The following is a 26569-nucleotide window of genomic DNA, read 5'->3' on the forward strand; positions in this document are numbered from 1 at the left end:
AGCGCGTCGCAGGCTCTAGGCCAGGTGCTCGCGCAGCAACGCCAGGATCAGGAAGTGGGCCGGATAGAAACCATAGGCCCAACGCCTCACCGGCGCCACCGACCACCGACCGGGGGCCCGCAACAGGCGAATTCCGACCAACGGGGCCAGGCCGCAACTGAAAACGACCGCCAGGGCGAAGGCCTCGCCATGCAGCGCCTGGCCGTACAGCGGCTGCGAGTAGTTCGCCAGCAGGCACAGCGCCACCGGCCACGGCCAGGCTCGGCGCGGCTCGCGCAAGGCCAGGACGAACGCCGCCGGCAGCAGCGCGCCAGCGGCGCCGAACATCAGCCAGGGGTGGCCCAGCACAGCCAGCAGCAGCGCGCCCGCCGCCAAGCCGCGCGCGCCGCCCCGGGGCTGCTCCAGGGCGTGGGCGAGAATCAGACCCAGGGCCAGGGTCGGCAGGATATTCAGCACCTGCGGCGCCGGCACCAGCAGCCGATAGGGCCCCTCGGACAACAGCGCAAAGCCCAGCAGCAGGCCCAGGTAGCGCAGCGGCAGCGGCCGGCCCGGGGCTTGCCGGCGCAGGTTGGCGGCGATCGCCAGGCAGAACAGCGGGAAGGCCAGGCGCCCCGGCACATACAGCCAATACAGCTGCGGCCAGACGTAGCGCAGGTGATCGAGCAGCATGCTCAGCAGCGCCAACCACTTGATCAGGTCGAGGGCGGCATCGCGGGGGGCGGCGGACAGAACGCTGGACGGCGGCGGCATGGGCAGGCGGGGGACAGAGGGGACTGCAACGACCTTAGCCCATGGCCGCCGGCGACACCGAAGAGCATTCGCGGGCCAGGCTGTCCCCTGCTGCCGCCCGCCGCCGCGCGGGAGTAGAGTAGCGGCATACGCCGGCCCTCACCCCGGTGCCTCGATAAGAAGGAACTTGCAATGCCCGATTCATCCCAACAGTTCGCCAGCGACAACTACTCCGGCATCTGCCCCGAGGCCTGGGCCGCCATGGCCGAGGCCAACCATGGCCACGACCGCGCCTATGGCGACGACCAGTGGACCGCCCGCGCCGCCGACCATTTCCGCCGGCTGTTCGAAACCGACTGCGAAGTGTTCTTCGCCTTCAACGGCACCGCGGCCAACTCCCTGGCCCTGGCGGCCCTGTGCCAGAGCTACCACAGCGTGATCTGCTCGGAGACCGCCCACGTCGAGACCGACGAATGCGGCGCCCCGGAGTTCTTCTCCAACGGTTCCAAGCTGCTGCTGGCCAAGACCGAGAACGGCAAGCTGACCCCCGCCGCCATCCGCGAGATCGCCCTCAAGCGCCAGGACATCCACTACCCCAAGCCGCGGGTGGTCAGCCTCACCCAGGCCACCGAGGTCGGCACGGCCTACCGCCCCGAGGAGATCCGCGCGATCAGCGAAACCTGCCGCGAACTGGGCCTGAAGCTGCACATGGACGGCGCGCGCTTCTCCAACGCCTGCGCCTTCCTCGACTGCTCGCCGGCCGAGCTGACCTGGAAGGCCGGGGTCGACGTGCTGTGCTTCGGCGGCACCAAGAACGGCATGGCCGTGGGCGAAGCCATCCTGTTCTTCAACAAGGAACTGGCCGAGGACTTCGACTACCGCTGCAAGCAGGCCGGCCAACTGGCCTCGAAGATGCGCTACCTGTCCGCGCCCTGGGTCGGCCTGCTGCAGAACGATGCCTGGCTGCACTACGCCAATCACGCCAACCGCTGCGCCCGCCTGCTCGCCGAACTGGTCAGCGACGTGCCGGGGGTCAGCCTGATGTTCCCGGTGGAGGCCAACGGGGTGTTCCTGCAGATCGCCGAGTCGGCGCTGGAAACCCTGCGCGCCAAGGGCTGGCGCTTCTACACCTTCATCGGCGCCGGCGGCGCCCGCTTCATGTGCTCCTGGGACACCGACGAACAGCGGGTCCGCCTGCTGGCGGCGGATATCCGCAGCGCCATGAACGGCGCCTGAGTCCCACGGGCCGCCACGGGGCCGTGTCGGCAGCGGCCCCGGGCGGCCCAGTTACCCACGAACCCGGTGGATCAAGCTGTGGATAAGCTGTACAGCGACGGCTACGCGGCACGCCGCCCGCGGGGCGCCGCCAAACGATCACTTTATGAGCGATTTCAATAACTTAGAAATCCACTTACCCACAGGTGCTGTGCAGCAAATCCTTGGCAAGCTGTGGATAGATGGCTGCAAGGCCCACTCTGCGCCGGCTTCGCCTCGCTGTACAGTTTCTAGCCAGCCGCCTGCGAACGCTCGCCTCGCCCGCTCCCGCCGATCACCTCCCACGGGCCCGCCGCCCTCGCCGGCCCGTTTTCCACAGTGGCGGTGGATCAAACTGTGGACAAGCTGTACAGCCAAGGCTGCACCCCAGTGCCGACGGGGGCTCGCGCCGATCGCTCAGTTTTTCGGCAATACCGCCAAAGCAAACCAGCACTTAGACACAGAAACTGTGCGCGACGCCGTGCATAGCCTGTGCATAACGCCTCGCAGGCCCCTGTTCACGTGGCCTGCGCCGGCCTGCTCAAGGATTGCCCAAGCTCCCGCGCCACAAGCAGCGGGCCTTGCGAGGGGGCAGACACGGCACGCGCCGCGCACCTTTACCCACAGCACCGGTGGATGGTTCTGTGCACAAGCTGTCCAGACGCTGTATAGCGATGGCCGCAGGCCAGGCACGCCGCGGGCTGCCCGGAGCAGCTCATATTTTGCGCAGAATCAATGACTTAGCTGATACTCACGGCGCCTGGCAACGGCCTTCGGCGGCGGCACCTATACTCTCGGGGTGCGCTCGGCGATCCTCAGGACAGGCCCCATGAATCCCCCTACACAGCTCTATCCACAGGCCCTGGAGCGCCTGCAGCGACTGATCGACGAGGCCGCCGCCCGCGGCGTGGAAGAGCCCCACAGCGCCGCCCTGGCCACCGCCGACCGGGAGGCCAGGCCCTCGGTGCGTACGGTCTACGTGGTGGCCGTGGAACCGGCCGGCCTGCTGTTCTTCGCCAACCGCGAGAGCGGCAAGGGCCGGCAGCTGCGGGACAATCCCCGGGCCGCCCTGTGTTTCTACTGGCCGGTGCTGCAGGAACAGGTGCTGGTCGAAGGCGAGGCGATGCTGCAAGGCGACGAAACCGCCGACCAGTACTGGCGCAAATGCTCGCGGATGATGCAGCTGGGCGCCTGGGCCTCGGAGCAGGGCCGCACGGCCGGAGAACCGGGCAAGCTGCACCAGCAGGCGCGCCAACTGGAACAGGCGACGGGGTTCGAGGCGATCCCCCGGCAGGCCGACTGGTGTGCCTTTCGCGTGCTGCCCGAGCGCATCGAATTCTGGCCCAGCGGCTGGCAGCGCCTGCGCGAACGGCTGCGCTACCAGAAGGACGCCGACGGCCACTGGAGCCGCACCGCGCTGCATCCCTGAGCCGCCGCCGCGCCGCTGCCTATACTGCAGAAATCTGGCTGAGGGAGGCACACATGGCGAACTATCCGGTCGAGGCCATACGCACGGCCGCGCTGGTCGGCCATGCCGACGGCGGCAAGACCAGCCTGGTCGAGGCGCTGCTGCAGCACAGCGGCACCCTGGCCAGCATGGGCACCCTGGAGCGTGGCGACACGGTCTGCGACTTCGACCCGCTGGAGCGCGAGTACCGCCACTCCCTGTCCTCGGCGCTGGCCCACTGCAGCTACCAGGGGGCCGAGATCAACCTGATCGACACGCCGGGCTATCCCGACTTCATCGGCCAGTCCATCGCCGCCCTGGCCGCGGTGGACACCGCGCTGGTGGTGGTCAATGCGCAGAGCGGCATCGAGCTGAACACCCGGCGGATGATGGCCCTGGCCGGCGAGCGGCGCCTGTGCCGGATGCTGGTGGTGAACAAGATCGATGCCGAGCGCGTCGACCTGCCGCTGTTGCTCGAGGAACTGCGCGAGGCCTTCGGCAAGGAGGTGCTGCCGCTCAACCTGCCAGCCGCTGGTGCCAGCCGGGTGGTCGACTGCTTCTTCAATCCCGATGGCGAAGCCGACTTCTCTTCGGTGACCGAGGCCCACCGGGCCCTGGTCGACCAGGTGGTGGAGGTCGACGAGGCGCTGATGGCGCGCTACCTGGAACAGGGCGAGATCAACCCCGAGGAGTTGCACGCGCCATTCGCACAGGCGCTGCGCGAGGGCCACCTGATCCCCCTGTGCTTCGTCTCGGCGCGCAGCGGCGCCGGCGTCGGCGAACTGCTGGATATGCTCGTACGCCTGGCGCCCAATCCGCGCGAGGGCAATCCCCCGCTGTTCTTCAAGGGCGAAGGCGCGAGCGCCAAGCCGTTTCGCTCGCAGCCCGACCCGCAGCGCCATGTGCTGGCCCACGTGTTCAAGGTGGTGATGGACCCCTTCGTCGGCAAGCTGGGGATCTTCCGCGTGCATCAGGGCACCCTGCGCCGCGACATGCAGCTTTACATCGGCGAGGCCAAGAAGCCGTTCAAGGTCGGCCACCTGCTGCGCCTGCAGGGCAAGCGCTACGACGAGGTGACGCAGCTGGTGCCCGGCGACTTCGGCGCGGTGAGCAAGGTCGAAGAGCTGGAATTCGATGCCGTGCTGCACGACTCCCACGACGAAGACCGCATCCACCTCCAGCCCCTGGGCTTCCCCGCGCCCATGCAGGGCCTGGCCATCGAGGCCAAGCGCCGCGGCGACGAGCAGCGCATCGCCGAGGTGCTGCACCGCCTGCTGGCCGAAGACCCCTGCGTGAGGCTCGACTACCACCCCAGCACCCAGGAAACCGTGTTGCGCGGCATGGGTGAGCTGCACCTGCGCTACCTGCTCGACCGGCTGGCCGGCACCTACAAGGTCGAGGTGAAGACCCGCCCGCCGCGGGTGCCCTACCGCGAGACCATCACCCGGGCGGCCGAGGGCCATAGCCGGCACAAGAAGCAGACCGGCGGCGCCGGGCAGTTCGGCGAGGTGTTTCTGCGCGTCGAGCCACTGGCCCGCGGCGCCGGGTTCGAGTTCGTCGATGCGGTAAAGGGCGGGGTGATTCCCTCACAGTTCATTCCGTCGGTGGAAAAGGGCGTGCGCTCGGTGCTGGAGGCCGGCCCACTGACCGGCCACCCGGTCGAGGACCTCAAGGTCACGGTCTACGACGGCAAGAGCCACGCCGTCGACTCCAAGGACATCGCCTTCCAGGCAGCCGGACGCAAGGCCATGCTCGATGCCCTGCGGGGCGCCGGCTGCATCGCCCTCGAGCCGATCGCCAACATCGAGATCACCACCCCGGAGAGCAAGCTCGGCGACATCACCACCGACCTGGTCGGCCGCCGCGGCCAGGTGCTCGGCAGCGAGGCCACGGCCCAGGGCCTGGCGCTGGTCCGGGGGCAGGTGCCGCTGGCCGAACTGGACGGCTACGGCGGACGCCTCAAGTCGATCACCGCAGGCCAAGGCGCCTACAACCTGGAGTTGAGCCACTACAGCGCGGTGCCGGCGGAAGTGCAGCAACGCCTGGTGGCCAGCCACAAGGCAACGGCCCCGGAGGACGAATAGCGCGCTAGGGCCATGCCCGGCGGCTTTACAGGCGCTTGAGCAAAGCCTCGGCGGCCGCCTCGGAAGACGCCGGATTCTGCCCGGTGATCAGCAGGCCGTCCTCGACCACGTGGCTCTGCCAGTCGTCGTCCCGGGAGTACTGCCCGCCCTTCTCCTTGAGCATGTCCTCGAGCAGAAACGGCACCACCTCGCTCAGCTGTACGGCCTGTTCTTCGCTGTTGCTGAAGCCGGTGACCCGGTGCCCGCTGACCAGCGGCTTGCCGTCGCCGCCCTTGGTGTGCCTGAACACCGCCGGGGCATGGCACACCGCGGCAATCGGCTTGCCGGCGCCATGGAACTGCTCGATCAGGGCGATCGAGGTGGCATTCTCGGCCAGGTCCCAGAGCGGGCCGTGGCCACCGGGATAGAACAGCGCATCGAAGTCCTGCATCCTGACGCTGTCGAGCACCCGGGTATTGGCCAGCGCCTGCTGCGCCGCGCCATCCTGCTTGAAGCGCTCGGTCGCCGGCGTCTGCGCGTCCGCCGCATCGCTGTTGGGGTCCAGGGGCGGCTGACCGCCCTTGGGCGAGGCCAGGGTGATGCTGGCGCCCGCATCCTTGAACACGTAGTAGGGCGCGGCGAACTCCTCCAGCCAGAAGCCGGTCTTCTTGCCGGTGTCGCCAAGCTGGTCGTGCGAGGTCAGGATCATCAGGATCTTCATGGGCATCTCCGGTGGAAGTGGGAAGCGGGGCTAGCGGGCGGGCACCTCACAGGCGCCAGGCCCCGCAGGTTAGGGACAGGCAGATGACTCGATAATTCAAAAAGCGCTCATCGCTGGCATGGACATATGGCCATCGCCCGCAGCGCTTTGCTCAGTCGCTGATCAGCTCGCCGGACCGCCCGAACGGCATGGCCGCAAGCCCAGGGCATCTATCCCGGATTTCGGTGGATGACGCTGTGGATAAAGTGTGCAGAACCGCCGCCAGGCGACGCCCCAGCAGGGCTCCGGCCACCAGAGCACTTTATGAACGATTTCATAAAGTTAGCTGCAGCAGTTAGCCACAGTATCTGTGGGCCGTGCTGTGGATAAACTGTGCTCACTATGCGCCACGGCAGGCGGGCCTGGGGCTGCCGCCGGCTGTACGTTTTTCGTCCGGCGCGAGCCGCGCAGCCGCCGCGGTCAAACGACTCGCGTGTAGCGACTCTGCACCAGGCCATTGGCGAAGGTGCGGGTGGCCATGTGGTGCCAGCGGATGTCATGCAACAGCGGCCCGAACAGCGGGATGCCGGTGCCAATGAGGATCGGCACCCGGGTCAGGATCAGCTGCTGGATCAGCCCGGCGCGCAGGAAGCCCTGGATGGTCTGCCCGCCGTCGATATACAGGTGCTTGGCGCCCCGCTCCGCCATGCGCTCGATCACTTCAGGCGGGGGGCAGGACATGACCTCGACGCTGGCGGCCAGCGGCGCGGGAATCTTTCGCGTGCGGCGGCTGAGTACCACCACCGGGGTGTCGGCATAGGGCCATTCGTCGAAACGCTGGACCTGCTCGTAGGTACAGCGGCCCATGACCACCGCATCGACCGTGCTCATGAACTCTGCGTAACCATAATCCTCGGCGCCCTCTTCGGCGCCCCCGGCCGGCAGCCAGTCGAGCGCGCCATCGGCACGAGCGATGAAGCCATCGAGACTGGTGGCGATATACACGGACGTTTTCATCCTGCCTCCTCGCACCCGGCCACGCCAGGCGCTCGATTTGCGGGATATTCCCTGGCGGCTGCGCCCGCCGCCAGTTACCAGCCCTAATCTAGCAGCCAGCCGGCGACGACAGGCAACGAACTGCCCAAGGGTACTGCGCAGGCCGCTAAACGGAAGCGCAAGGTACGGAGCACCCGGCAGCTCAACAGACGCTGGGGCGACGGTGAAATAGCGGAAAGCGGTGGCGGATCGGGGGATGGGCGGGACGGTCTGGGCGGCTTTCGGAGTGAGGGGGCCGCAGAAAGGAAGCGCCTTGCCGGCCCCGAGCGGGTCCGGCAAGGTATCGGCTGCGGGCCTTAGTAGTCGATGACCACGTCGCCCTGGGGCACGCTGCAGCAGGACAGGATGAAGCCTTCGGCGACGTCCTCGTCGGTGATCCCGCCGTTGTGCTCCATGGTCACTTCGCCGGCGGTCTTCATCACCTTGCAGGTACCGCAGATGCCCATGCCGCAGGCCTTGGGGATATGCAGACCGAGCTTGGCGGCGGCCGCATGCACGGTCTCGCCCGGCTCGATGCGCACGCTCTTGCCGGTGCTGGTGAATTCCACCATCAGCTGCTCGGACAGCGGCACCGGCTCGGCTTCAGCGGCCTCGGCAGCCAGTTCCTTGACCTCCTCGCGGACGTCCGCCGGCGTGGCGCCGAAGGATTCCTCGTGGTAGCGCGACATGTCGAAACCGTTGACCTGAAGCAGGTGCTTGATCGCGTTCATGTACGGCGTCGGGCCGCAGCAGAAGATTTCCCGCTCCTGATAGTCCGGGGCGATCAGTTCCAGCATCTTCAGATTGAGGTAACCGCGGTAGCCGGCCCAGGCTTCACCCAGGCCATGCTTCTCGCAGATCACGTGCAGGCTGAAGTTGTTGATCCGCGCGGCCATGTGTTCCAGCTCGCGGTGATAGATGATGTCCTTGGGCGTGCGCGCGCTGTGGACGAAGACCATGTCGACGTTGGCGTTGGTGTCGTAGAACCAGCGGGCCATGGACATCACCGGGGTGATGCCGACGCCGCCGCTGAGGTACAGCACCTTCTCGGCCGGGAAGTCGATGGCGTTGAACAGCCCGACCGGACCGTGCACCGGCAACTCATCGCCTTCCTTGAGGTTGTCGTGCAGCCAGTTGGACACCTTGCCGCCAGGCACCCGCTTGATGGTGACGGAGAAGCTGTAGGGCACCGAAGGCGCGCTGGAAATGGTGTAGGAGCGCATGATCGGCTGGCCGTCGATCTCCAGCTCCAGGGTCACGAACTGCCCGGGCTTGAAGAAGAACAGCACCGGCTGTTCGGCCATAAAGCAGAAGGTGCGAACATCCCAGGTTTCCTGGATGACCTTGACGCAGCGCACCAGGTGGCGGCCGTTGCTCCAGGTCTGGGTCGTAACCGGATTGAGGAAGTCGTTCGTCGTCATGGACGTCTCTCCGCGCACGGCCGGACATCGGCCTAATATGCGGCGGATTGTGCGTAACGCCCGCCGCCGCCACTTACCTGTCAGCGACATCCACATACTTATCGCGACCTGCCGCAGAACACGCGGTTTGCAGCGTCGGAAACGGATGCCGCCATGTCGCCCATGGATAAGGTTAGCTTAGCGCCGCCATCCAAACTCGATTCCAGCCGAAGCAAATGGATAAGAGCGCACGCCCCCTTATATTTGCGCGCAGCAAAACGCCGCTCGGCGGGCGATAATTGAGGGGTGCCACGCCGCCTTGCGTAGCAACCGAAACAGCCACTTTATTCCGGCGCGAGCAGCGAGTGCTTCCGCCACTGAGGAGTTACCGATGGACGTCACTTCCACTCTGAGCCTGGGCGATCCACTAGAGCCTGCACGCAAGGCCACGGCCGAGATGCTGCACAACCGTGAGCGCACCTTCTCGCTGCCGCAGCCGTTCTACAACGACGAGCGCCTGTTCAAGATCGACATGCAGGAGATCTTCCACAAGGAGTGGCTGATCGCCGGCATGACTTGCGAGGTCCCGGCCAAGGGCAACTACCTGACCCTGCAACTGGGCGACAACCCGATCATCGTGATCCGTGGCGCCGAAGGCGTCGTGCATGCCTTCCACAACGTCTGCCGCCACCGCGGCTCGCGCCTGTGCACCAGCGACAAGGGCAAGGTCGCCAAGCTGGTCTGCCCGTACCACCAGTGGACCTACGAGATCGACGGCCGCCTGCTGTTCGCCGGCACCGAGATGGGCCCCGACTTCGACATGAAGCAGTACGGCCTCAAGCCGGTGCACTGCAAGACCGCCGGCGGCTTCATCTTCATCTCCCTGGCGGAGAACCCACCGGCAATCGACGAGTTCCTCTCCGGTCTGGCCCACTACATGGAGCCCTACGACATGGAGAACGCCAAGGTCGCGGTGCAGAGCACCATGATGGAGAAGGCCAACTGGAAGCTGGTGCTGGAAAACAACCGCGAGTGCTACCACTGCAGCGGTTCGCACCCGGAACTGCTCAACAGCCTGCTGGAGTGGGACGACACCAACGACCCGCGTGCCGACCAGGCCTTCAAGGACCACGTGGCCGAGTCCGCCGCCAAGTGGGAAGCCGAGAAGATCCCTTACCTGCACGCCGGTTACGGCCTGCGCAACCGTATCGTGCGCATGCCGCTGCTCAAGGGCACCGTGTCCATGACCATGGACGGCAAGCAGGGCAGCAAGAAGCTGATGGGCCGCATCCAGAACCCGGACCTGGGTTCCATGCGCATCCTCCACCTGCCGCACTCGTGGAACCACTGCATGGGTGACCACATCATCAACTTCACCGTGTGGCCGGTCAGCGCCCAGGAGTCGATCGTCATCACCAAGTGGCTGGTGCACAAGGACGCCGTGGAAGGCGTCGACTACGACGTCGCGCGCCTGCGCCAGGTCTGGGACGCCACCAACGAGCAGGACCGTCGCCTGGGCGAAGAGAACCAGCGCGGCATCAACTCCACCGCCTACCAGCCGGGCCCCTACTCCAAGACCTACGAGTTCGGCGTGGTCAACTTCCTCGACTGGTACAGCGAGCGCATGCTGAACAACCTCGGCGCCGAACCGGCCCCCTACCTGAAGGGTGTCCCCGCCGAGTAACAGAGCTTCACCGGCGGGTTGGTCGCCCGCCGCTACTGGCTGCACACTGAGGCCCTGACGGGCACTTCCCAACCCTCCAAGCCCCGGCTTTGGAGGGTTTTTTTATGCCTCGCGACCTCCCCGCCAGGCGCCTCGTAACACCTCCCCCACCCAGGCCGGGCGTGTTACCCCCCGATCCCGTGGGTAACAAAACCGGGTAGTAGCACCACAAAATCCTCTGCCCCGGGGTCGCCTGAAAAATCATGAAATCAGACAAGTCATTGATTTATAAGGATAAAAAAATACTGGCACGGCAAATGCTTTATCTATGGCACAAAAACAATAAAGCAAAAAAGAAAACGTCTCGGCTCTGCGACAACAAAAACAACAGGACAGAAGAGTCGCAAACAGATTTTTTTGGAAAGGGTGTGCGTTTCGGGGTCAGCCCCGCGACCTAGGCGATAAGAATAAAACTACCTGAAGGTAGCACGCCGCTCCGGTCGGATCACTTGGTGACAAGACGCTGCCAGCATCCAAAAAAATACGTTTGCCCTTGATCCCTCGATGGGATCGGACAAGACGGTTTGGAACGAGAACAAGAACAACAGATCGTTCAACAAGAAAAACAAAGCACGCCGCAATAGTTTGAAGGGGAGCCTAGGCTCCCCTTCGTGCTTTGTGCGCTGCGCACTCATTCCGCGCGCCTCCACCTGCCCCTCCCCACAATACCCCCTACTTCACGGCCCGGTGCCGCGCTCAGGTGCTCTTGCAGAAGCCCTCGTAAGGGCTGCAGCGCAAGGCCCACGGCCAATGACCGGCCGCGGGCCACGAGGTTCTGATGCTGCGCACCGATCAACTCGGCAGGTAGCGCTCCGACCACTGCTCAGCGGCCACGCCCTGTTCGATCATCTGCTCGACCTGCTCCGCCGTGCAGCCCAGTTGCTGCAGCACGGCGCGGGTATCGCTGCCATATTTCGCCATCTTTCCCGGCAAGCGCACGGGCGCCCGCTGCAGACGGATCGAGTTCGGTGCGATCAGCGCCACCCGATGGCCACAGGGGTGTTCCGGGTACTCGATAAAGGCCACGGTCTTCGGGCCGTTCAGGTCGATGCCGCCGGCCTCGTTCATCAGCGACGACTCGCGCAACTGGCTCATGCGCCCCAGGGGCTGGCAGCCGATATCGACCGGCGCCAGCAGTGCCTGCCAGTGGCCCATCGCCTGGCTGCGGAACAGGCTTTCCAGGCACTGCTCGGCCGTCTTCTGGTCGGCGCTTGCCAGCTCGGGCAATTGCAGGGCCCGCGCCAGATCGGCCAGCTGGCTGCGCCGGTCCAGCGCCAGGAACAGCCAGCCGTCCAGCGCCTGGTAGCAGCGATAGAAGGCATGGGCGCCCTTCACCTCGCGCCCGCTCGGCTCGTCGAAGGGACCGCGTCCGGGGTAGTCGTACATGAACGGCACCTGGATCAGCTGACCGGCCGCCACCAGCGAGCTGCGCGCCACCGAGCCCCCCTGGCCATTGGCCCGCTTGACCAGCGCCACGCCGATGGCGTGGGCGGCGCAGTAGCCGCCCAACACATCGATGGTGCCGAAGTGGGCATGCTCCTCCGGCGTCTCGATGCCGCCGCCGAAGCGCGCCATGATGCCGGTGGTCGCCTGCACCAAATCGTCATAGCCCGGATGGTTGCTGCGCGGCCCCGCCGTGGGGCCACCGAAGGCGTCGAACTGGCAGAGGATCAGCTGCGGGTTGATTCGCTGCAGACGTTCCGCCGACAGGCCGAGGCGCTCCAGCTGCGCGTCGCTGGCGTTGATGGTGACCACGTCCACCTGGGGCAGCAGCCTGTCCAGCAGCGCCTGGCCCTCGGGGCTCTTCAGGTCGAGCAGCACGCTGCGCTTGCCCTGGTTGGCCTGCATGCCGAAGACGGTGGTGTTCCAGGGGTCCAGGGCCGGCTGCGGCGGATCGATGCTGATCACCTCCGCACCGAAGCGGGCCAGGGTGCAGGCGATGGTCGGCCCGGCGATCACGTTGGTCAGGTCGAGGATGCGCACGCCCTCCAGCCAGCCCCGGGCCGGCGCCGCCGGATCGGCGTCGGGCAGCGTGCTGGGGTGATCGCGCCAGCTCTCCAGCAGCTGCAGCACGGCGCCGCGGTCCGTATGGGGCGCCTGCGCCGGCTGCTTGTCGAGCACCGCACCGTCGCCTTGCAGCCAGCAGATGTTGCCCAGCTGGCGCATGGCGCCGTAACGCGGGTCTTCGACCTGCAGCACACTGTGCGACTGCAGGGCGTGCTCGCTGGCCAGCCATTCGCGGGTCAGCTGGTGGGCACAGCCCGGCACCCCGGCCTCGCCGAACAGCCGCTGCCATTCGTAGGCCGGCCTGCTCAGGAACGCCGCCTTCATCTTCTCCGAGACCAGGTCCGCCCACTGCCGCGACAGCGGATAGGACAGCAGCGTGCACTCGGCGCCCTCCGGCCAGTCCGCCACGTCCAGATACGGGCTGTGGGTTGGAATGCCCAGCGCGGCGATCTCCTCCCACAGGCCGAGCACCTGCAGGCAGGCGATCGGGTGGCGGGCATGGGAGCAGTTGACCGAATAGAAGGGCCGGCCGTCCTGGCAGACATAGGTGCGATAGAAGGGATCGAGGAACTCCTGCAGATCGGCGTACTGCAGATTCAGCGGCAGGCCGTTGTTGCGCCGGCGCTCGATTTCCCGCTCGCGCAGCGACTTGTAGCGCTCCGGCAGCCCTTCGATGTGCATGGAGTTGTAGGCCAGCCCCTCCATCAGCGCGGCGGCGATCGGCACCTCGATGCGCTCGCCCTGCCCGCTGCTGGCCCTGGCGAACAGCGCCAGGGTCACCGCGGTGGCGCCCAGTACCGAGGCGTAGGCCGAGGCCAGGGGCAGCGGCGAAAACGACGGCGTGATGCCCATCAGCACCCGGCTCAGGCCCATGTCGGTGAACTGGCCCACGGCCGCGGCGATGATGCCTTCCCAGGCCGGCAGCCCCGCGAACTCCTCATCCTTCTCGGAGAAGCCCGGCAGGGACAGATAGACCAGCGCCGGATTCAACGCGCGCATCGCCTCGGCGCCGAGACCGAGGCGCTCCATTACCCCCGGACGGAAGTTCTCCACCAGCACGTCGGCATGCCGGACCAGGTCGATCGCCAGTTGCAGGTCGGCCTCGCTATGCAGGTCGAGACTGATGCGCTGCTTGCCGCGGTTGAGGATGGCGTCGGCCGGGTTGTCCCAGCGCGGCCCCTCGGGCGGGTCGATATGGACCACCTCGGCGCCCTGGTCGGCCAGCATCATGGCCACCGCCGGCCCGGCGATGTACTGGCCGAAATCGACAACCCGGTATCCGCCCAGGGGGCGCTGCTTGCTCGCGTTCATGCTCACCTGCCGCTGTAAGTGTGGAGTTAACTCCAGCGAGCCTAGGAAATTGCCGCCCCGGCGCATATCGGATAGTTTCGCACTGGCCGTTCGATTTTTTTGTACAGGGCAAAGCGCCCGGGGGCAGCGATGGACCTGCAAGCGATCAAGACCTTCCTGACCCTGGCCGACCTCAAGCGCCTCAGCCTCTGTGCCGAGCAGCTGTGCCTGACCAAGTCGGCGGTCAGCACCCGCATCAAGCTGCTCGAGGAGCAGCTGGATCAGCAGCTGTTCAGCCGCAGCCATGAAGGCATGGCCCTGACGCCCGCCGGGCGCCAGTTCTACCAGCACGCCATGGCCCTGCAGCAGCGCTGGCAGCGGGCCAAACGCGAGCTGTCGCTGCGCGACGACAGCGCCGGCCTGCTGCGCCTCGGCGCTCACCCCAGCCTGGCCAGCGACCTGCTGTTCAAATGGGGCAGCGCCCTGAACCGGCAGGCGCCAGGGCTGCACCTGCACCTTGAGGCCGACTATTCAAGCGAGATCGTCCGCCAGGTCTCGGCCGGAATCCTCGACATCGGTCTGATCTTCGTCGCCGACACCACCGCCGGCCTGGTGGTCGAGCAGGCCGGCGAGGACCGCCTGCTGATGGTCGCCAACGGCGCCACCGCACTGGCCCAGGTGTCCGTGGACAACTACCTGTATATCGACTGGGGCTGGGGCTACAACGCCGCCCACTCCGAACGTCTGCCGCAACTGCAGAACAGTCGCCTGAGCTGCGGCTTCGCCGAACTGGGGCTGCCCTGGCTGCTCGACAACGGCGGCGCGGCCTACCTGCCGAAACGCCAGGTGGCCGCCTTGCTCAAGGACGGAACGCTGTCACGGGTGGCCGATGCGCCGGAGTTCAAGCGCCCGATCTTCGTCACCTACGCCCGCGACGCCCTCGACGCCGGCCTGCTGCAGCGGGCCCTCGACGCCCTCGGCGGGGTCATCGAGGGCAACCGGCAACCGCGCTGAAACGACACGGGCCGCCCTGAGGCGGCCCGTGTCAGATAACGCGGAAGCAGCAAGCGTCAGGCGATATCCGCCGGCTGTCCGCCCAGAATCGGCTTCACCGGCACCTCGCTGGAGTCCATGATCAGCGACTTGAGCAGACCGAAGGTCATCAGCAGGATCACCACGCTGACCGGCAGCGCGGCGGCGATATTGACGGTCTGCAGCGCATTGAGACCGCCGGCGAGCAGCAGCACCCCAGCCACGGCACCGATCACGCTGCCCCAGAAGATGCGGAACAGCTTCGGCGGCTCCTCGTTGCCCAGGGACAGGATGGTGGTCAGCACCAGGGTGCCGGAGTCCGAGGAGGTGACGAACCAGCTGAGCAGCAGGAACACCAGCATGGCCGAGAGGATCCAGCCCATCACGCCGGTACCGGCGATACCATCGGCGGCGGCGAACAGCGCCGCCGGCAGGTTCCACTCGGTCACCAGCCTGACCAGCTCGCCGGTGCCGGCGCCACCTGCGGCGTTCAGCTCCTGGTACAGCGCCGAGCCACCGAAGATGCCCATCCAGACGAAGATCATCAGGGTCGGCACACAGAGCACGCCGAACACGAACTCACGCAGGGTGCGCCCCCGGGAGATGCGCGCGATGAACAGGCCCACGAACGGCGCCCACGACAACCACCAGCCCCAGTAGAACACGGTCCAGCCGTTCTGCCAGGCCGCCGGGCCCTGCTCTTTGGGGAACCACAGGCCCATCGGCAGCACGTTGACCAGGTAGCTGCCCAGCGACTCGCCGAACATGCTTATCAACCAGGCGGTCGGCCCGCCGAACAGGAAGAACGCCACCACCAGGGCGGAGATGATCATGTTCCACTCGGAGATGATCTTGATACCGCGCCCCACGCCGGACAGCGCCGACATGATCGAGACGATCGAGATCAGGCCGATCAGTACCAGCTGGGTGGTGGTGCCGGAATCGACGCCGATCAGGCGCTCCAGGCCCACGGCCATCTGGTTGACGCCCAGGCCCAGGGAGGTGGCGACCCCGAAGACGCAACCCAGCACGCCGATCATGTCGACGGCATGACCGATCGGGCCATAGATGCGATCGCCGATCAAGGGATGCAGCGCCGAACGCAGGGCCAGCGGCAGCTTCTTGCGGTAGGCGAAATAGGCCAGCGACAGGCCGACGATGGCGTAGCCCGCCCAGCCATGGAAGCCCCAGTGGAAGTAGGTGACGCGCAGGGCTTCCACCGCGCGGGCATGGCCCACCTCGGTGGCGCCGGCCATGTCGGCATAGGGGTTGTTCGGGTAGCCGAAGGCGCCGCTGTTATCCAGGTAGAAGATCGGCTCGGCCACACCGAAGAACAGGATGCCGATGCCGATACCGGCGGAGAACAGCATGGAGAACCAGGCCAGGTTGCTGAAGTCCGGCCGACTGTCGTCGTCGCCCAGGCGCACGCTGCCATGGCGAGAGAGCACCAGCGCGAAGCAGATGGCGATGAAGACACCCATGACGACCAGGTAATACCAACCGAAGACGTCTTCGATCCAGCTGCGCATGGCTCCAAAGAGCGAGCCGGCCAACTCGGACGTGATCCCGGCGAACAAGACGAAGGCCAGGACTATGGAGGCAGACGCAATGGTCATGCCCTTGTGCATGCCTTTGAAGAGCCCGGATCGACTCAATAACTCTTTACTGAACACGGTGCTGCCGGGGGCACCACCGCCTTGCTCTTTGATGCTCGACATCTATTCGTTCTCCCAGGTCGGGCTGTAGCTGCTTGCTGTGATGGTCATGCGAGTTGCGGCGTCCCCGGTTCGGCGAAGCAGTGCTTCGCCCTACCGTGGCGCCACGACGCCTGCACTGGCGCCACATAGGTCGTTCATCCTGCGTGACGCGGCGCATTGCCCACCGGCATCTGCAGCTGTTGGCATTGCGCGATAACCGCTCGAGCGGTGCTGCCTAATCAGCAACATTCGCGCCACCCACCCCCATCCAGAGAAAATAGAAAAAACACCACTATTCAAGAAGTTATCCGGCCCTCCGGGGCAGTGAACTAATGATCACAGCCCCCTGATCTGCTGGTTGCGCGCTCACCGAAAAACAGCGTTTTCAGCAATTGTCCAAAGGATCGTCGCAAACGGAACTGCCGGCGGCGCTGCCGCTATCGCAGCCCAACGCCTCGTCAGGTTCGGCCGACGAACCCGGGTTTTCCGCAGCGGCATTGCCACGCACTGCTTCGGTGCGCGAATGGGGCGCCCGCTGCCTGTCGATGCAACACGACTCACCGAGGGGTCCGTCCGGGGGCATCCAGCAGCCCCGAAGACCGTCGCCCGACCGGCCTCCGCCACTGAGCATGGACATTCCTTGGCGGTCGCGCGCGAGGCGCGGCCGAGGAGCCGTTTGCGCGATTCGACGGGTCGCCTGACAAGGTGTGCAAGGGCTCGAGGATCTGGTGCAGTCGCTGAACGACAGCAGGTTGAGCCCGGGACAGCTGGCGCCTGGCGGATAGATCCGGGATGCCAGCCGAGCAGCCGTCCATGGCCGCGCCCATCAACCAGGGCGGCGTGACAGACTCGCAACTGCGGCAAGGCCGGGGCGCTGGCCAGGCGCTGAAACGACACGGGCCGCCCTGAGGCGGCCCGTGCACTGGAACGTACAGTCAGGTAGGAGTTAGGCGTTTTCCGCCGGCTGTTCGGCCAGCGGTGGCGCCACCGGCACCTCGCTGGAGTCCATGATCAGCGACTTGAGCACGCCGAAGGTCATCAGCAGGATCACCACGCTGAGCGGCAGCGCCGCGGCGATGTTGGCGGTCTGCAGCGCGCTGAGGCCGCCGGCGACCAGCAGCACGCCGGCCACGGCACCGATCACCACGCCCCAGAAGATGCGGAACAGCTTCGGCGGCTCCTCGTTGCCCAGGGACAGGATGGTGGTCAGCACCAGGGTGCCGGAGTCCGAGGAGGTAACGAACCAGCTGAGCAGCAGGAACACCAGCATGGCCGAGAGGATCCAGCCCATCACGCCGTCGCCGGCGATGCCGTCGGCCGCGGTGAACAGCGCCGCCGGCAGGTTCCACTCGGTCACCAGCTTGACCAGCTCGCCGGTGCCGGCGCCGCCCGCGGCGTTCAGCTCCTGGTACAGCGCCGAGCCACCGAAGATGCCCAGCCAGACGAAGATGATGAAGGTGGGCACGCAGAGCACGCCGATGACGAACTCACGCAGGGTACGACCGCGGGAAATGCGCGCGATGAACAGGCCCACGAACGGCGCCCACGCCAACCACCAGCCCCAGTAGAACACGGTCCAGCCGTTCTGCCAGGCCGCCGGGCCCTCTTCCTCGGGGAACCACAGGCCCATCGGCAGGAAGTTGACCAGGTAGCTGCCGAACGATTCGCCGAACATGCTCACCAGCCAGGCGGTCGGCCCGCCGAACAGGAAGAAGGCGACGACCAGCGCGGAGATGATGATGTTCCACTCGGAGATGATCTTGATGCCGCGGCCCACGCCGGACAGCGCCGACATGATCGAGACGATGGAGATCAGGGCGATCAACACCAGCTGGGTGGTGGTGCCGGAATCGACGCCGATCAGGCGCTCCAGGCCCACGGCCATCTGGCTGACGCCCAGGCCCAGGGAAGTGGCGATGCCGAAGACGCAACCCAGCACGCCGATCAGGTCGACGGCATGGCCGATCGGACCATAGATGCGGTCGCCGATGAACGGATGCAGCGCCGAGCGCAGGGCCAGCGGCAGCTTCTTGCGGTAGGCGAAATAGGCCAGCGACAGGCCGACGATGGCGTACACCGCCCAGCCATGGAAGCCCCAGTGGAAGTAGGTCACCCGCAGGGCGTCGACCGCGCGGGCATGGCCCACGGCCGTGGCCCCGGCCATGTCGGCATAGGGGTTGTTCGGATAGCCGAAGGCGCCGCTGTTATCCAGGTAGAAGATCGGCTCGGCCACGCCGAAGAACAGGATGCCGATACCGATACCGGCGGAGAACAGCATGGAGAACCAGGCGAAATTGCTGAAGTCCGGACGACTGTTATCGTCGCCCAGGCGCACGCTGCCGTGACGGGTGAACACCAGCACGAAACAGACCAGGATGAAGAACACCATGGCCACCAGGTAGTACCAGCCGAAAACGCTTTCGATCCAGCTGCGGGTGGCGCCGAAGAGCTTGCCGGCCGACTCGGTGTTGAATCCGGCGAACAGCACAAAGGCCAGTACCATCACCGCCGACACGATGGTCATGCCCTTGTGCATGCCCTTGAAGAGTCCTGACTGACTCAGTAGCTCCTCTTTGAACACGGTAGTGCCAGGGGCGCCACCGAACTGTTCTTTCACTTTCGACATTTTCTTGTTCTCCCAGGTGGAGTCGTAGCTAATTGTTGTAATTGTCATGCATGTCGCTGTTTCTTCGGCGCGCCGAAGAAAACCTTGGCACCGCGGTGGCGCCTCCTGGCGCCGGACCTCTCACCGCACAAGTCGTAGGACTTCTGCGGCATCGGTTTGCTGCTGCGTCTGCCCGGACCCACTGCTGCGGTGACGCGTCAGTCGGATCTTGGGCAAAACGATACGAACCGGATTGTTATGAAGATGGACAGTCGTCGGAAGCAATAAAATAGCCGCCTATGACCACGTTTAATTTATGGCGACCTCGACGGAAAGCCCCGTTCGGCGGCGCTGGCAAAACTGGTCGCAATCAAGCCGCCAGGCGACGCTTCTAGCGCTGCAGCACATGAATTCGCGACAGCAGTTCGTCGCGATCGACGTAGCAGCCCTTGAAATGCCGGGCGCCGCTGGTCGGGTCGAACTCGGTGCGCGCATGCAGGGTGCGGCGATTGTCGAAACACCACAGCTGCCCGGCCGCCAGCCGTCGCTGCACGCGAAAGCGCGGCTCACGGGTCATCTCGATGAAACGCCGGTAGGCGCTGTACAGCGCCGGCATGCGCTCGACCGGTGCGTCGAACGGCCCCTTCAGGAAGTTGCCCATGCGGATCTCGCTGACCGCCCCGTAGGCGTCCAGGGCAATGATCGGCGCCAGGCAGCGGTAATCGCTGGTGCGGCTCTTGTTGCGGAATTCGATCGGCGTGTCGCACAGGGTGTGAAACAGTTCGGGGGCCTCCTGATGCAGCGCCTCGGCGATGGCGAAGCCGTCGACGAACACGCTCTCCCCTCCGCTCGCATCGTTGACCAGGCAGTGCAGGAACTGCAGCCCGGGCTCCAGCTCGCGGGTCGGCAGGTCGGTATGCAACGGCAGGTTGAAGGCGGTGTAGGCGTTGCTGTCGGCATCGGCCTTGGACTGCACGTCGAACAGCACGCCGAAGTTGCTCTCGCGGATAAAGGAGATGCGCTTGGCCAGGATCGGCAGCACGTCCGCGCGGGTCGGCACCTCGAGCAGCTGGGTCAGGCCGATGTCGCGCACCGCCAGCAGCCAGTTCAGCAGGGCACTGTCGTCCGTCATCACCGCCTGGTAGTCGAACTGCGGCAGCTGCTCGCCCATCTCCGCACCCCACAGGCGGCTCTGCGGCCGTTGGGCGCGGCGCTCGGCACGCGACGCCTCGTCATAGGCGTGGGCGCGCAGCCAGCCGGGGTGGTAGCGGCTGTGATGGCCATCCTGCCAGTCGACCAGCAGATGGCCCTGCTCGTCGATGCGGGTGCGCTGCGGGTGCAGCTGCTCCGGCACATCGACGATCTCGAACAGTTGCTCGCGGGTCACGCTGTACACGCACTTGTTGCAGGAACAATTGTCGCGCAGCCACTGGTGATGGAACGGGCTGACGCGACCGTCGCTCCACACCGTTTCCAGCGCGTCCGCCTCGGCTCTTACAGCCACCAGGTCGGCGCTGATCGGGTAGCTTCGCCAATCGGCGATCGGTGGGTTTTCCAGGGCGGGATCTACAGCGTTCATTGCGATCTCCTCAGGCGATGCCGTAACGGCTGGTGTTGGAGAAGCGATCGGGCCGGAAGCGTTTTCAGCGCCGTAGCGCGCTCCCCAGCCAGTCGATCAATTGCGCATACAGGTTATCCACCTCGGCCACCCGCCCCAGCGCACGCAGGCAGCCGTGCACCAGGCCCTGCCCCGGCTCGAAGCGCACAGCCACACCATCCGCGGCCAGGCGCTGGGCATAGAGCGCACCGTCATCACGCAGCGGATCGTGCTCGGCGACCGCTACGAACGCCGGCGGCAGACCGCTGAAGTCCTGGGCAGCAAGTGGCAGCGCAAGCGGATCGGCGCGCAGACTCGAATCGGGCAGGTACCAGTCCAGACAGGCCTGCAGATCTTCCCGCGAGAGCAGGGGCGCATCGGCGCAGCTCAGATGCGAGGGCAGAGGCTGCGGACTCAGACCGGGATAGATCAACGCCTGGGCGCAGGGTTGCGGCTGTCCCGCCTGGCGCAAGGCCAGGCATAGCGCCACCGCCAGGTTGCCGCCGGCACTGTCGCCGGCCACGGCGAGGCGCTGCTGATCCAGTTGGATATCCAGTTGGTCGTTGCGCAGCGCCTGCCAGACCTGCTGGCAATCGCGCAGGCCCGCCGGAAACGGATGCTCGGGCGCCAGCCGGTAGGCGACTGCCACCACCGCCACGCCGAGGCGCTCGGCCAGTTCGGCACAGACCAGGTCATGGGAGTCGAGGTCGCCGAACGCCCAGCCGCCTCCGTGCAGGTACAGCACACAGGGCCAGCCCGACGCCGGCATCGGGCCCGCGGGCCGATAGCGCCTCAGCGGCACCGTCTGGCAGTGCAGGTCGCGCACATCCAGGCGCTCCGATCGCGGCCGGTCGAATGCCTGCGCCATACGTCGGTAGGCCTCACGTTGCGCCGCCAGGCTGGCGTCCCGGGCGACGAAGCTTTGGCTGAGCGCGACGAACTCCAGCATCTGCGCCGTCAGCTCGTAGTGCCTGGCGCGCCCCGCTGCCTGCCCGTGCTCCACCATGAGGGTCAACCTTAGCGCCCCGGCAGGCCGATGGTGCGGCCTACATGCAGCGGAACCGGCAAGCGTCCATGGGCCTCGCCGAGCGCCAGCACCTGCGCCATGACCTGCTCGTCGAAAGCCGCGGAGCGCCCGCTGGCGCTGTCGATATTCATCAGCATCTGTTCGCTGGCCGCCAACAGCTCATCTCCGCCCGGATAGTAAAGGCCGTGGTGGATGTGCAGACGCTTACGGTCATGGGCCAGCAACTGGGTGCGCACCTCCGCCTCGGCACCGAGCTTGACCTCGGCCAGGTAGTTCAGGTGGCACTCCAGGGTGTACAGGGTGTGCCCGGTGCGCGCCCGACCCGCCTCGTCGAGGCCCAGCCGATCCATCAGCGCATCGGTGGCATAGCTGAAGATCAGCAGGTAGAAGGCATCGCGCAGGTGGCCGTTGTAATCCACCCACTCGGGCTGGATCTCGGTCTGGTAGGTGGTCAGAGGTTGCGCACTGGACATCGGTTGTTCTCCTGCGGCCGGGCGGCTCGCCCCCGGCCGGGTATCGATTGGCGGCAGTGCCGCCGGCTCAATGCCTGGCCCGATTCAGGCGGGCCAGGCTGCACGTCAGTCGGCGAAGTCGAAGCCGTGCTTGGCCTTGGTCGCCTTGATCGCGTCCATCACCGCCATCAGGCAGTCGTCGCGATAGCGCTCCAACTCGGCGATGCTGCGCTCGCCCTGCTGCACCGCGGTGCCCTCGACCACGCTGTCGATCAGCTGGTCGGTCAGCTCCGGGGCCTCGAGGTAGGTCCAGGGCAGCTTCAGGGCCGGGCCGAACTGCGACATGAAGTGGCGCATGCCGGCGTTGCCGCCCGCCAGGGTGTAGGTCAGGAAGCTGCCCATGAACGACCAGCGCAGGCCCGCGCCGAAGCGGATCGCGTCGTCGATCTCGCCGGTGGTGGCCACGCCGTCGTTGACCAGGTGCAGCGACTCGCGCCACAGCGCCTCGAGCAGGCGGTCGGCGATAAAGCCGGGTACTTCCTTGCGCACATGCAGCGGGCGCATGCCCAGGGTGGTGTAGATCTCGATCGCCGCCTGCACGGCTTCGGGCGCGGTGTGCTGGCCACCGACCACTTCCACCAGCGGCAGCAGGTAGACCGGGTTGAACGGATGGCCGACCACGCAACGCTCGGGCTGCGTAGCGTCGGCGTAGAACTCGCTGGGCAGCAGGCCCGAGGTGCTCGAGCCGATGATCACGTCGGGCCGCGCGGCGGCGCTGATCTTGGCGTGCAGCTCGCACTTGAGGTCCAGGCGCTCGGGAGCGCTCTCCTGGATGAAGTCGGCGTCCTTCACGCACTCCTCGATGGTGGCGACGAAGCGCAGCCGCTGCGGCGAGGCGCCTGGCGCCAGGCCCTTCTTCTCCAGGGCCGGCCAGGCGTTGGCGATGCGCGCGCGCAGCGCTTCTTCGGCGCCCGGCGCCGGGTCCCAGGCCACCACGTCGAGGCCATGGGCCAGGGCGCGGGCGATCCAGCCGGCGCCGATGACGCCGGTGCCGAGGGCGGCGAAGGTTTTCAGTTCAGTGACAAAGCCCATGATGATTCCTGCAGGTTGCCCGGACCACGTCCGGGACTGGCTATTGGACCCGGTCCGGCATCGCGCCGGACCGCGGATGGGGGGCGCCGATTCAGCCGCGCGGCTTGAGGTTCATCTTGGCGCGTCCCTCGGCCGGGGTCAGGGCGCGGCCGCCGAGGCGCTGGATGATCTCGATGGCGCGCTCGACCAGCTGGCCGTTGGTGGCGTAGACGCCCTTGTCCAGCCAGATGTTGTCTTCCAGGCCCACGCGCACGTGGCCGCCCAGCAGCATGGCCTGGGCCACCATCGGCATCTGCATGCGGCCGATGCCGAAGCCGGCCCAATTGGCGCCCGCCGGCAGATTGTCGGCCATGGCCTTCATGGATGTGGTGTCGGCCGGCGCGCCCCACGGGATGCCCAGGCAGATCTGGAACAGCGGGTCTTCCAGCAGGCCTTCCTTGAGCATCTGCTTGGCGAACCACAGGTGGCCGGTGTCGAAGATCTCCAGCTCGGCCTTCACCCCCAGCTCGGTGATGCGCTTGGCGCCGGCGCGCAATTGGGCCGGGGTGGAGACGTAGATGTAGTCGCCGTCGCCGAAGTTCAGGGTGCCGCAGTCCAGGGTGCAGATCTCCGGGCGCAGGGCCTCGATATGCGCCAGGCGGGTCAGCGGGCCGACCAGGTCGGTGCCGGCGCCGAACTCCAGGGGCTGTTCGCCCGGGCCGATTTCCAGGTCACCGCCCATGCCGGCGGTGAGGTTGATGATCACGTCGGTATCGCTCTCGCGGATGCGCTCGACCACCTCGCGGTACAGCTCGACGTCGCGACTCGGCTTGCCGGTCTTGGGGTCGCGGACATGGCAGTGGGCCACGGTGGCGCCGGCCTTGGCCGCTTCGATGGCGGCGTCGGCGATCTGCTTGGGGGTGACCGGGATGGCCGGGTGCTTGCCGACGGTGTCGCCGGCGCCGGTCACTGCACAGGTGACGATTACTTCGTAGTTCATGATTCGGGGTCCTTCATTCAGGCGAGCGGAGGCCGTGCGCGAGCAGGCGCGCACGGAAAGTCTGGGTTAGGGATTACTGCAGTTTGGCGACGGCGGCGGCCTGGCCCGGCTGGCCATCGACCGTGGTCACGCCCTCCAGGAAGGCCTCGACCACTTGCGGGTTGGCCTTGAGCCAGTCGCGCGCCACCTGGTCCGGCGATTCGCGGCCCATGATCGGCTCCATCAGCTCACTTTCCTGGGCGGCGCTGAACTTGAGATTGCTCAGCAGGCGATGGACGTTCGGGCAACGCTGGGCGTAGTCCGGGGCGGTGACGGTCCACACGGTGGCCTGGCCTTCATTGGGGCCGAACACGTCTTCGCTGCCGGTCAGGTAGGTCAGGTCCATCTGGATATTCATCGGATGCGGGTTCCACCCCACGAAGACGATCGGTTTCTCACGCTTGACCGCCCGCCCGACTGCCGCGAGCATGGCCGCCTCGCTGGACTCGACCAAGGTGAAACCGCCGAGGCCGAACTGGTTGGAGTCGATCATCGCCTGGATCTTGGTGTTGGCCCCGGTGCCCGGATCGATGCCGTAGATCTTGCCATCCAGCTGATCCTTGAACTTGGCGATATCCGCGAAAGTCTTCAGCCCGGCATCAGCCGCATAGGCCGGCACCGCCAGTGTGGCGATGGCATCGGCCAGGCTTGGCTCTGCGGAGACCTTGACCGCCCCCTTGTCGAGGAACGGCTTGATGTTGTCGTCCATCGCCGGCTTCCAGTAGCCGAGGAAGAAGTCGATCTGGTTCTTGCTGATGCCGGAGAACACGATCTGCTGGGAGGCCGTGGTCTGTTTGGTTTCGTAGCCGAGGCTTTCCAGCAGCTCCGCGGCCACCGCCGTGGTGGCCACCACGTCGGTCCAGCCGACCAGGCCGATGCGCGCCTTCTGGCAACTGGCATCCTCGGCCGCCATCAGCGACGAGCTGAACAGGGTGGCCAAGCAGCAACCGGCGACGAGTTTAAGACTTTTCATGGTGGTGCCCTCTTGCGGCGATACGGTTGGTCCGTGTTTTTCTTCTGGTGGCCCGGTGTTTCCGTCTTGGGCCGGGCGGGTAAAGCGTGCCCAGTGGCGATCACCTTACGCAGCGATGGCGCCGCTCATTCGCACTAGAACGACCAGCTGTTGAACCAAAGCGACTTCGCCTGTTGCACTTGCGCCGCGACTGCCGTTTAGTTGCTTACGACAACCGCCGAAGCCGCCCCATGCCCCAGACCTTCCAGTTCCTGCTGATGCCCGGCTTCTCGATGATGGGCCTGATGTCCGCCGTCGAGCCGCTGCGCGCGGCCAACCGTTTCAGTCGCGAGTTGTTCAGCTGGCGCCTGCTCAGCCAGGACGGCGAGGCGGTGCAGAGCAGCGGCGGCATGTCGCTGAACGTCGACGACGCGCTGCAGATGCCGGGCAAGCAGGACAGCCTGTTCGTGGTCGCCGGCTACGACCCGCTGGAGCATTTCGACAGCCGCCTGGCCGCCTGGCTGCGCCGCGCCGAACGCGAGGTGGCGGTGCTCGGCGGCATCGACACCGGCAGCTTCGTGCTGGCCGAGGCCGGGCTGTTCGGCAAGGAGCGCCTGACCCTGCACTGGGAGGCGATCAATGCCTTCAAGGAGCGCTACCCCGCCCTGCAGGTGACCCAGGAACTGTTCGAGATCGACGGCCGGCGCATCACCAGCGCCGGCGGCACCTCGAGCCTGGACCTGATGCTGACCCTGATCGGCCGCGATTACGGCCATGAGCTGGCGCTGGACGTCTCCGAGCAGTTCGTCCTCGGGCGCATCCGCACCCGCCAGGACCACCAGCGCATGCAGATCGCCAGCCGCTACGACCTGCACAACAAGAAGCTGGTGCAGGTGATCGGCGAGATGGAGCGCAACAGCGAAGAACCGCTCAGCTCCCAGGCCCTGGCCGAGCTGGTCAAGGTCACGCCACGGCAGCTGGAGCGGCTGTTCCGCAAGCACCTGAACGAGACGCCGTCGAACTTCTACCTCAACCTGCGCCTGGACAAGGCCCGCCAGCTGCTGCGCCAGACCGACCTCAGCGTGCTGGAAGTGGGCCTGGCCTGCGGCTTCGAATCCTCTTCGTATTTCTCCCGCTGCTACCGCGCACGCTTCGCCAACTGCCCCAGCCAGGACCGTCACGAACAGCCGGCGGCCTAGCCACGCCTGCCGCCCAGGCCGCCTGGGCCGGCAGCGCCACGCGGGCGCTGCGAGGCATGCCGACGCCGCGCACCGGACAGTCGCCCGTGCAATGCCGGCACCCTGCCGACGCCTTATCCGATCACGACACGGCCTTGACGCTTTCGGCAATACCCCAGTCGTTTTTGCATCGGGTCCCCCGGCCCCCAAGGAATATGCTGCCCCCAAAGCGCCAACAGCGGGTTTGGCGCACGAAACCAAAAGGGGACAG

The 26569-nt window shown here is 66.4% G+C and carries 19 protein-coding genes; 6 read left to right on the plus strand and 13 right to left on the minus strand.

Translation table 11 applies throughout. The annotated features are described in order from the left end of the window. Positions 1–15: 15 nt before the first annotated feature. Positions 16–750: a TraX family protein gene (locus tag LPB260_RS18325; protein WP_208707228.1), complete on the minus strand. Its 735-nt coding sequence runs from the start codon at positions 748–750 to the stop codon at positions 16–18. A gap of 171 nt (positions 751–921) precedes the next feature. Here LPB260_RS18325 and LPB260_RS18330 point away from each other — a divergent pair, with 171 nt between their 5' ends. The 3 genes from LPB260_RS18330 (at position 922) to fusA (ending at position 5514) form a co-directional block, all read left to right on the plus strand. Then, positions 922–1965, plus strand: coding sequence for a low specificity L-threonine aldolase (locus LPB260_RS18330; RefSeq protein ID WP_208707229.1), 1044 nt, complete (start codon positions 922–924; stop codon positions 1963–1965). A gap of 847 nt (positions 1966–2812) precedes the next feature. Next, positions 2813–3412 (plus strand): pyridoxal 5'-phosphate synthase, encoded by a 600-nt coding sequence (locus tag LPB260_RS18335; RefSeq protein ID WP_208707230.1) that lies wholly within the window; start codon positions 2813–2815, stop codon positions 3410–3412. A 53-nt stretch (positions 3413–3465) separates the two neighbouring features. Continuing rightward, the gene (gene fusA, locus LPB260_RS18340) at positions 3466–5514 is read left to right on the plus strand and encodes an elongation factor G (RefSeq protein WP_208707231.1); all 2049 of its coding nucleotides are present in this window, start codon (positions 3466–3468) and stop codon (positions 5512–5514) included. 25 nt (positions 5515–5539) lie between these two features. Here the strand turns inward: fusA and LPB260_RS18345 are convergent, their stop codons facing one another. The 3 genes from LPB260_RS18345 to gbcB all read right to left on the minus strand — a co-directional run bounded on the left by LPB260_RS18345 (position 5540) and on the right by gbcB (position 8649). Continuing rightward, positions 5540–6214, minus strand: a complete 675-nt coding sequence (locus LPB260_RS18345; protein WP_208707232.1) for a type 1 glutamine amidotransferase domain-containing protein — start codon at positions 6212–6214, stop codon at positions 5540–5542. 459 nt (positions 6215–6673) lie between these two features. Continuing rightward, positions 6674–7210: a dihydrofolate reductase family protein gene (locus LPB260_RS18350; RefSeq protein WP_208707233.1), complete on the minus strand. Its 537-nt coding sequence runs from the start codon at positions 7208–7210 to the stop codon at positions 6674–6676. Positions 7211–7545: 335 nt separating this feature from the next. Further along, positions 7546–8649 carry a hybrid-cluster NAD(P)-dependent oxidoreductase gene (gene gbcB, locus LPB260_RS18355; protein WP_208707234.1) on the minus strand — a complete coding sequence of 368 codons (1104 nt, stop codon included), beginning with the start codon at positions 8647–8649 and terminating at the stop codon, positions 7546–7548. A gap of 370 nt (positions 8650–9019) precedes the next feature. Between gbcB and gbcA the strand changes: the two genes are divergently transcribed. Further along, positions 9020–10312, plus strand: coding sequence for an aromatic ring-hydroxylating dioxygenase subunit alpha (gene gbcA / locus LPB260_RS18360; protein WP_208707235.1), 1293 nt, complete (start codon positions 9020–9022; stop codon positions 10310–10312). A gap of 831 nt (positions 10313–11143) precedes the next feature. Here gbcA and LPB260_RS18365 read toward each other — a convergent pair. After that, on the minus strand, positions 11144–13669 hold the full coding sequence (locus tag LPB260_RS18365) for a CoA transferase (protein ID WP_208707236.1): 2526 nt from the start codon (positions 13667–13669) through the stop codon (positions 11144–11146). Between the two features lie 129 nt (positions 13670–13798). Here LPB260_RS18365 and LPB260_RS18370 point away from each other — a divergent pair, with 129 nt between their 5' ends. Beyond that, on the plus strand, positions 13799–14662 hold the full coding sequence (locus LPB260_RS18370) for a LysR family transcriptional regulator (protein ID WP_208707237.1): 864 nt from the start codon (positions 13799–13801) through the stop codon (positions 14660–14662). Positions 14663–14718: 56 nt separating this feature from the next. Here the strand turns inward: LPB260_RS18370 and LPB260_RS18375 are convergent, their stop codons facing one another. From LPB260_RS18375 to choX, 8 genes are all read right to left on the minus strand, one after another. Beyond that, entirely contained in the window at positions 14719–16398 is a 1680-nt protein-coding gene (locus LPB260_RS18375) for a BCCT family transporter (RefSeq protein ID WP_208707238.1), read from the minus strand. Positions 16399–17323: 925 nt separating this feature from the next. After that, on the minus strand, positions 17324–19003 hold the full coding sequence (locus tag LPB260_RS18380; RefSeq protein ID WP_218281502.1) for a BCCT family transporter: 1680 nt from the start codon (positions 19001–19003) through the stop codon (positions 17324–17326). 370 nt (positions 19004–19373) lie between these two features. Continuing rightward, complete coding sequence (locus tag LPB260_RS18385) at positions 19374–20561, minus strand: gamma-butyrobetaine dioxygenase (RefSeq protein ID WP_208707239.1); 1188 nt, start codon at positions 20559–20561, stop codon at positions 19374–19376. 64 nt (positions 20562–20625) lie between these two features. Beyond that, on the minus strand, positions 20626–21585 hold the full coding sequence (locus tag LPB260_RS18390; protein WP_208707240.1) for an alpha/beta hydrolase: 960 nt from the start codon (positions 21583–21585) through the stop codon (positions 20626–20628). A gap of 11 nt (positions 21586–21596) precedes the next feature. Further along, positions 21597–22079 carry a thioesterase family protein gene (locus LPB260_RS18395; RefSeq protein WP_208707241.1) on the minus strand — a complete coding sequence of 161 codons (483 nt, stop codon included), beginning with the start codon at positions 22077–22079 and terminating at the stop codon, positions 21597–21599. A gap of 105 nt (positions 22080–22184) precedes the next feature. Next, a complete protein-coding gene (locus LPB260_RS18400; RefSeq protein ID WP_208707242.1) occupies positions 22185–23150 on the minus strand; it encodes an L-carnitine dehydrogenase in 966 nt (321 codons plus the stop codon). A 91-nt stretch (positions 23151–23241) separates the two neighbouring features. Then, positions 23242–24129, minus strand: a complete 888-nt coding sequence (locus tag LPB260_RS18405; RefSeq protein ID WP_208707243.1) for a 3-keto-5-aminohexanoate cleavage protein — start codon at positions 24127–24129, stop codon at positions 23242–23244. Between the two features lie 73 nt (positions 24130–24202). After that, positions 24203–25141: a choline ABC transporter substrate-binding protein gene (choX, locus tag LPB260_RS18410; protein ID WP_208707244.1), complete on the minus strand. Its 939-nt coding sequence runs from the start codon at positions 25139–25141 to the stop codon at positions 24203–24205. A 230-nt stretch (positions 25142–25371) separates the two neighbouring features. Between choX and LPB260_RS18415 the strand changes: the two genes are divergently transcribed. Next, complete coding sequence (locus LPB260_RS18415; protein WP_208707245.1) at positions 25372–26319, plus strand: GlxA family transcriptional regulator; 948 nt, start codon at positions 25372–25374, stop codon at positions 26317–26319. Positions 26320–26569 lie beyond the last annotated feature (250 nt).

The organism is Pseudomonas sp. LPB0260, from assembly GCF_013388395.1.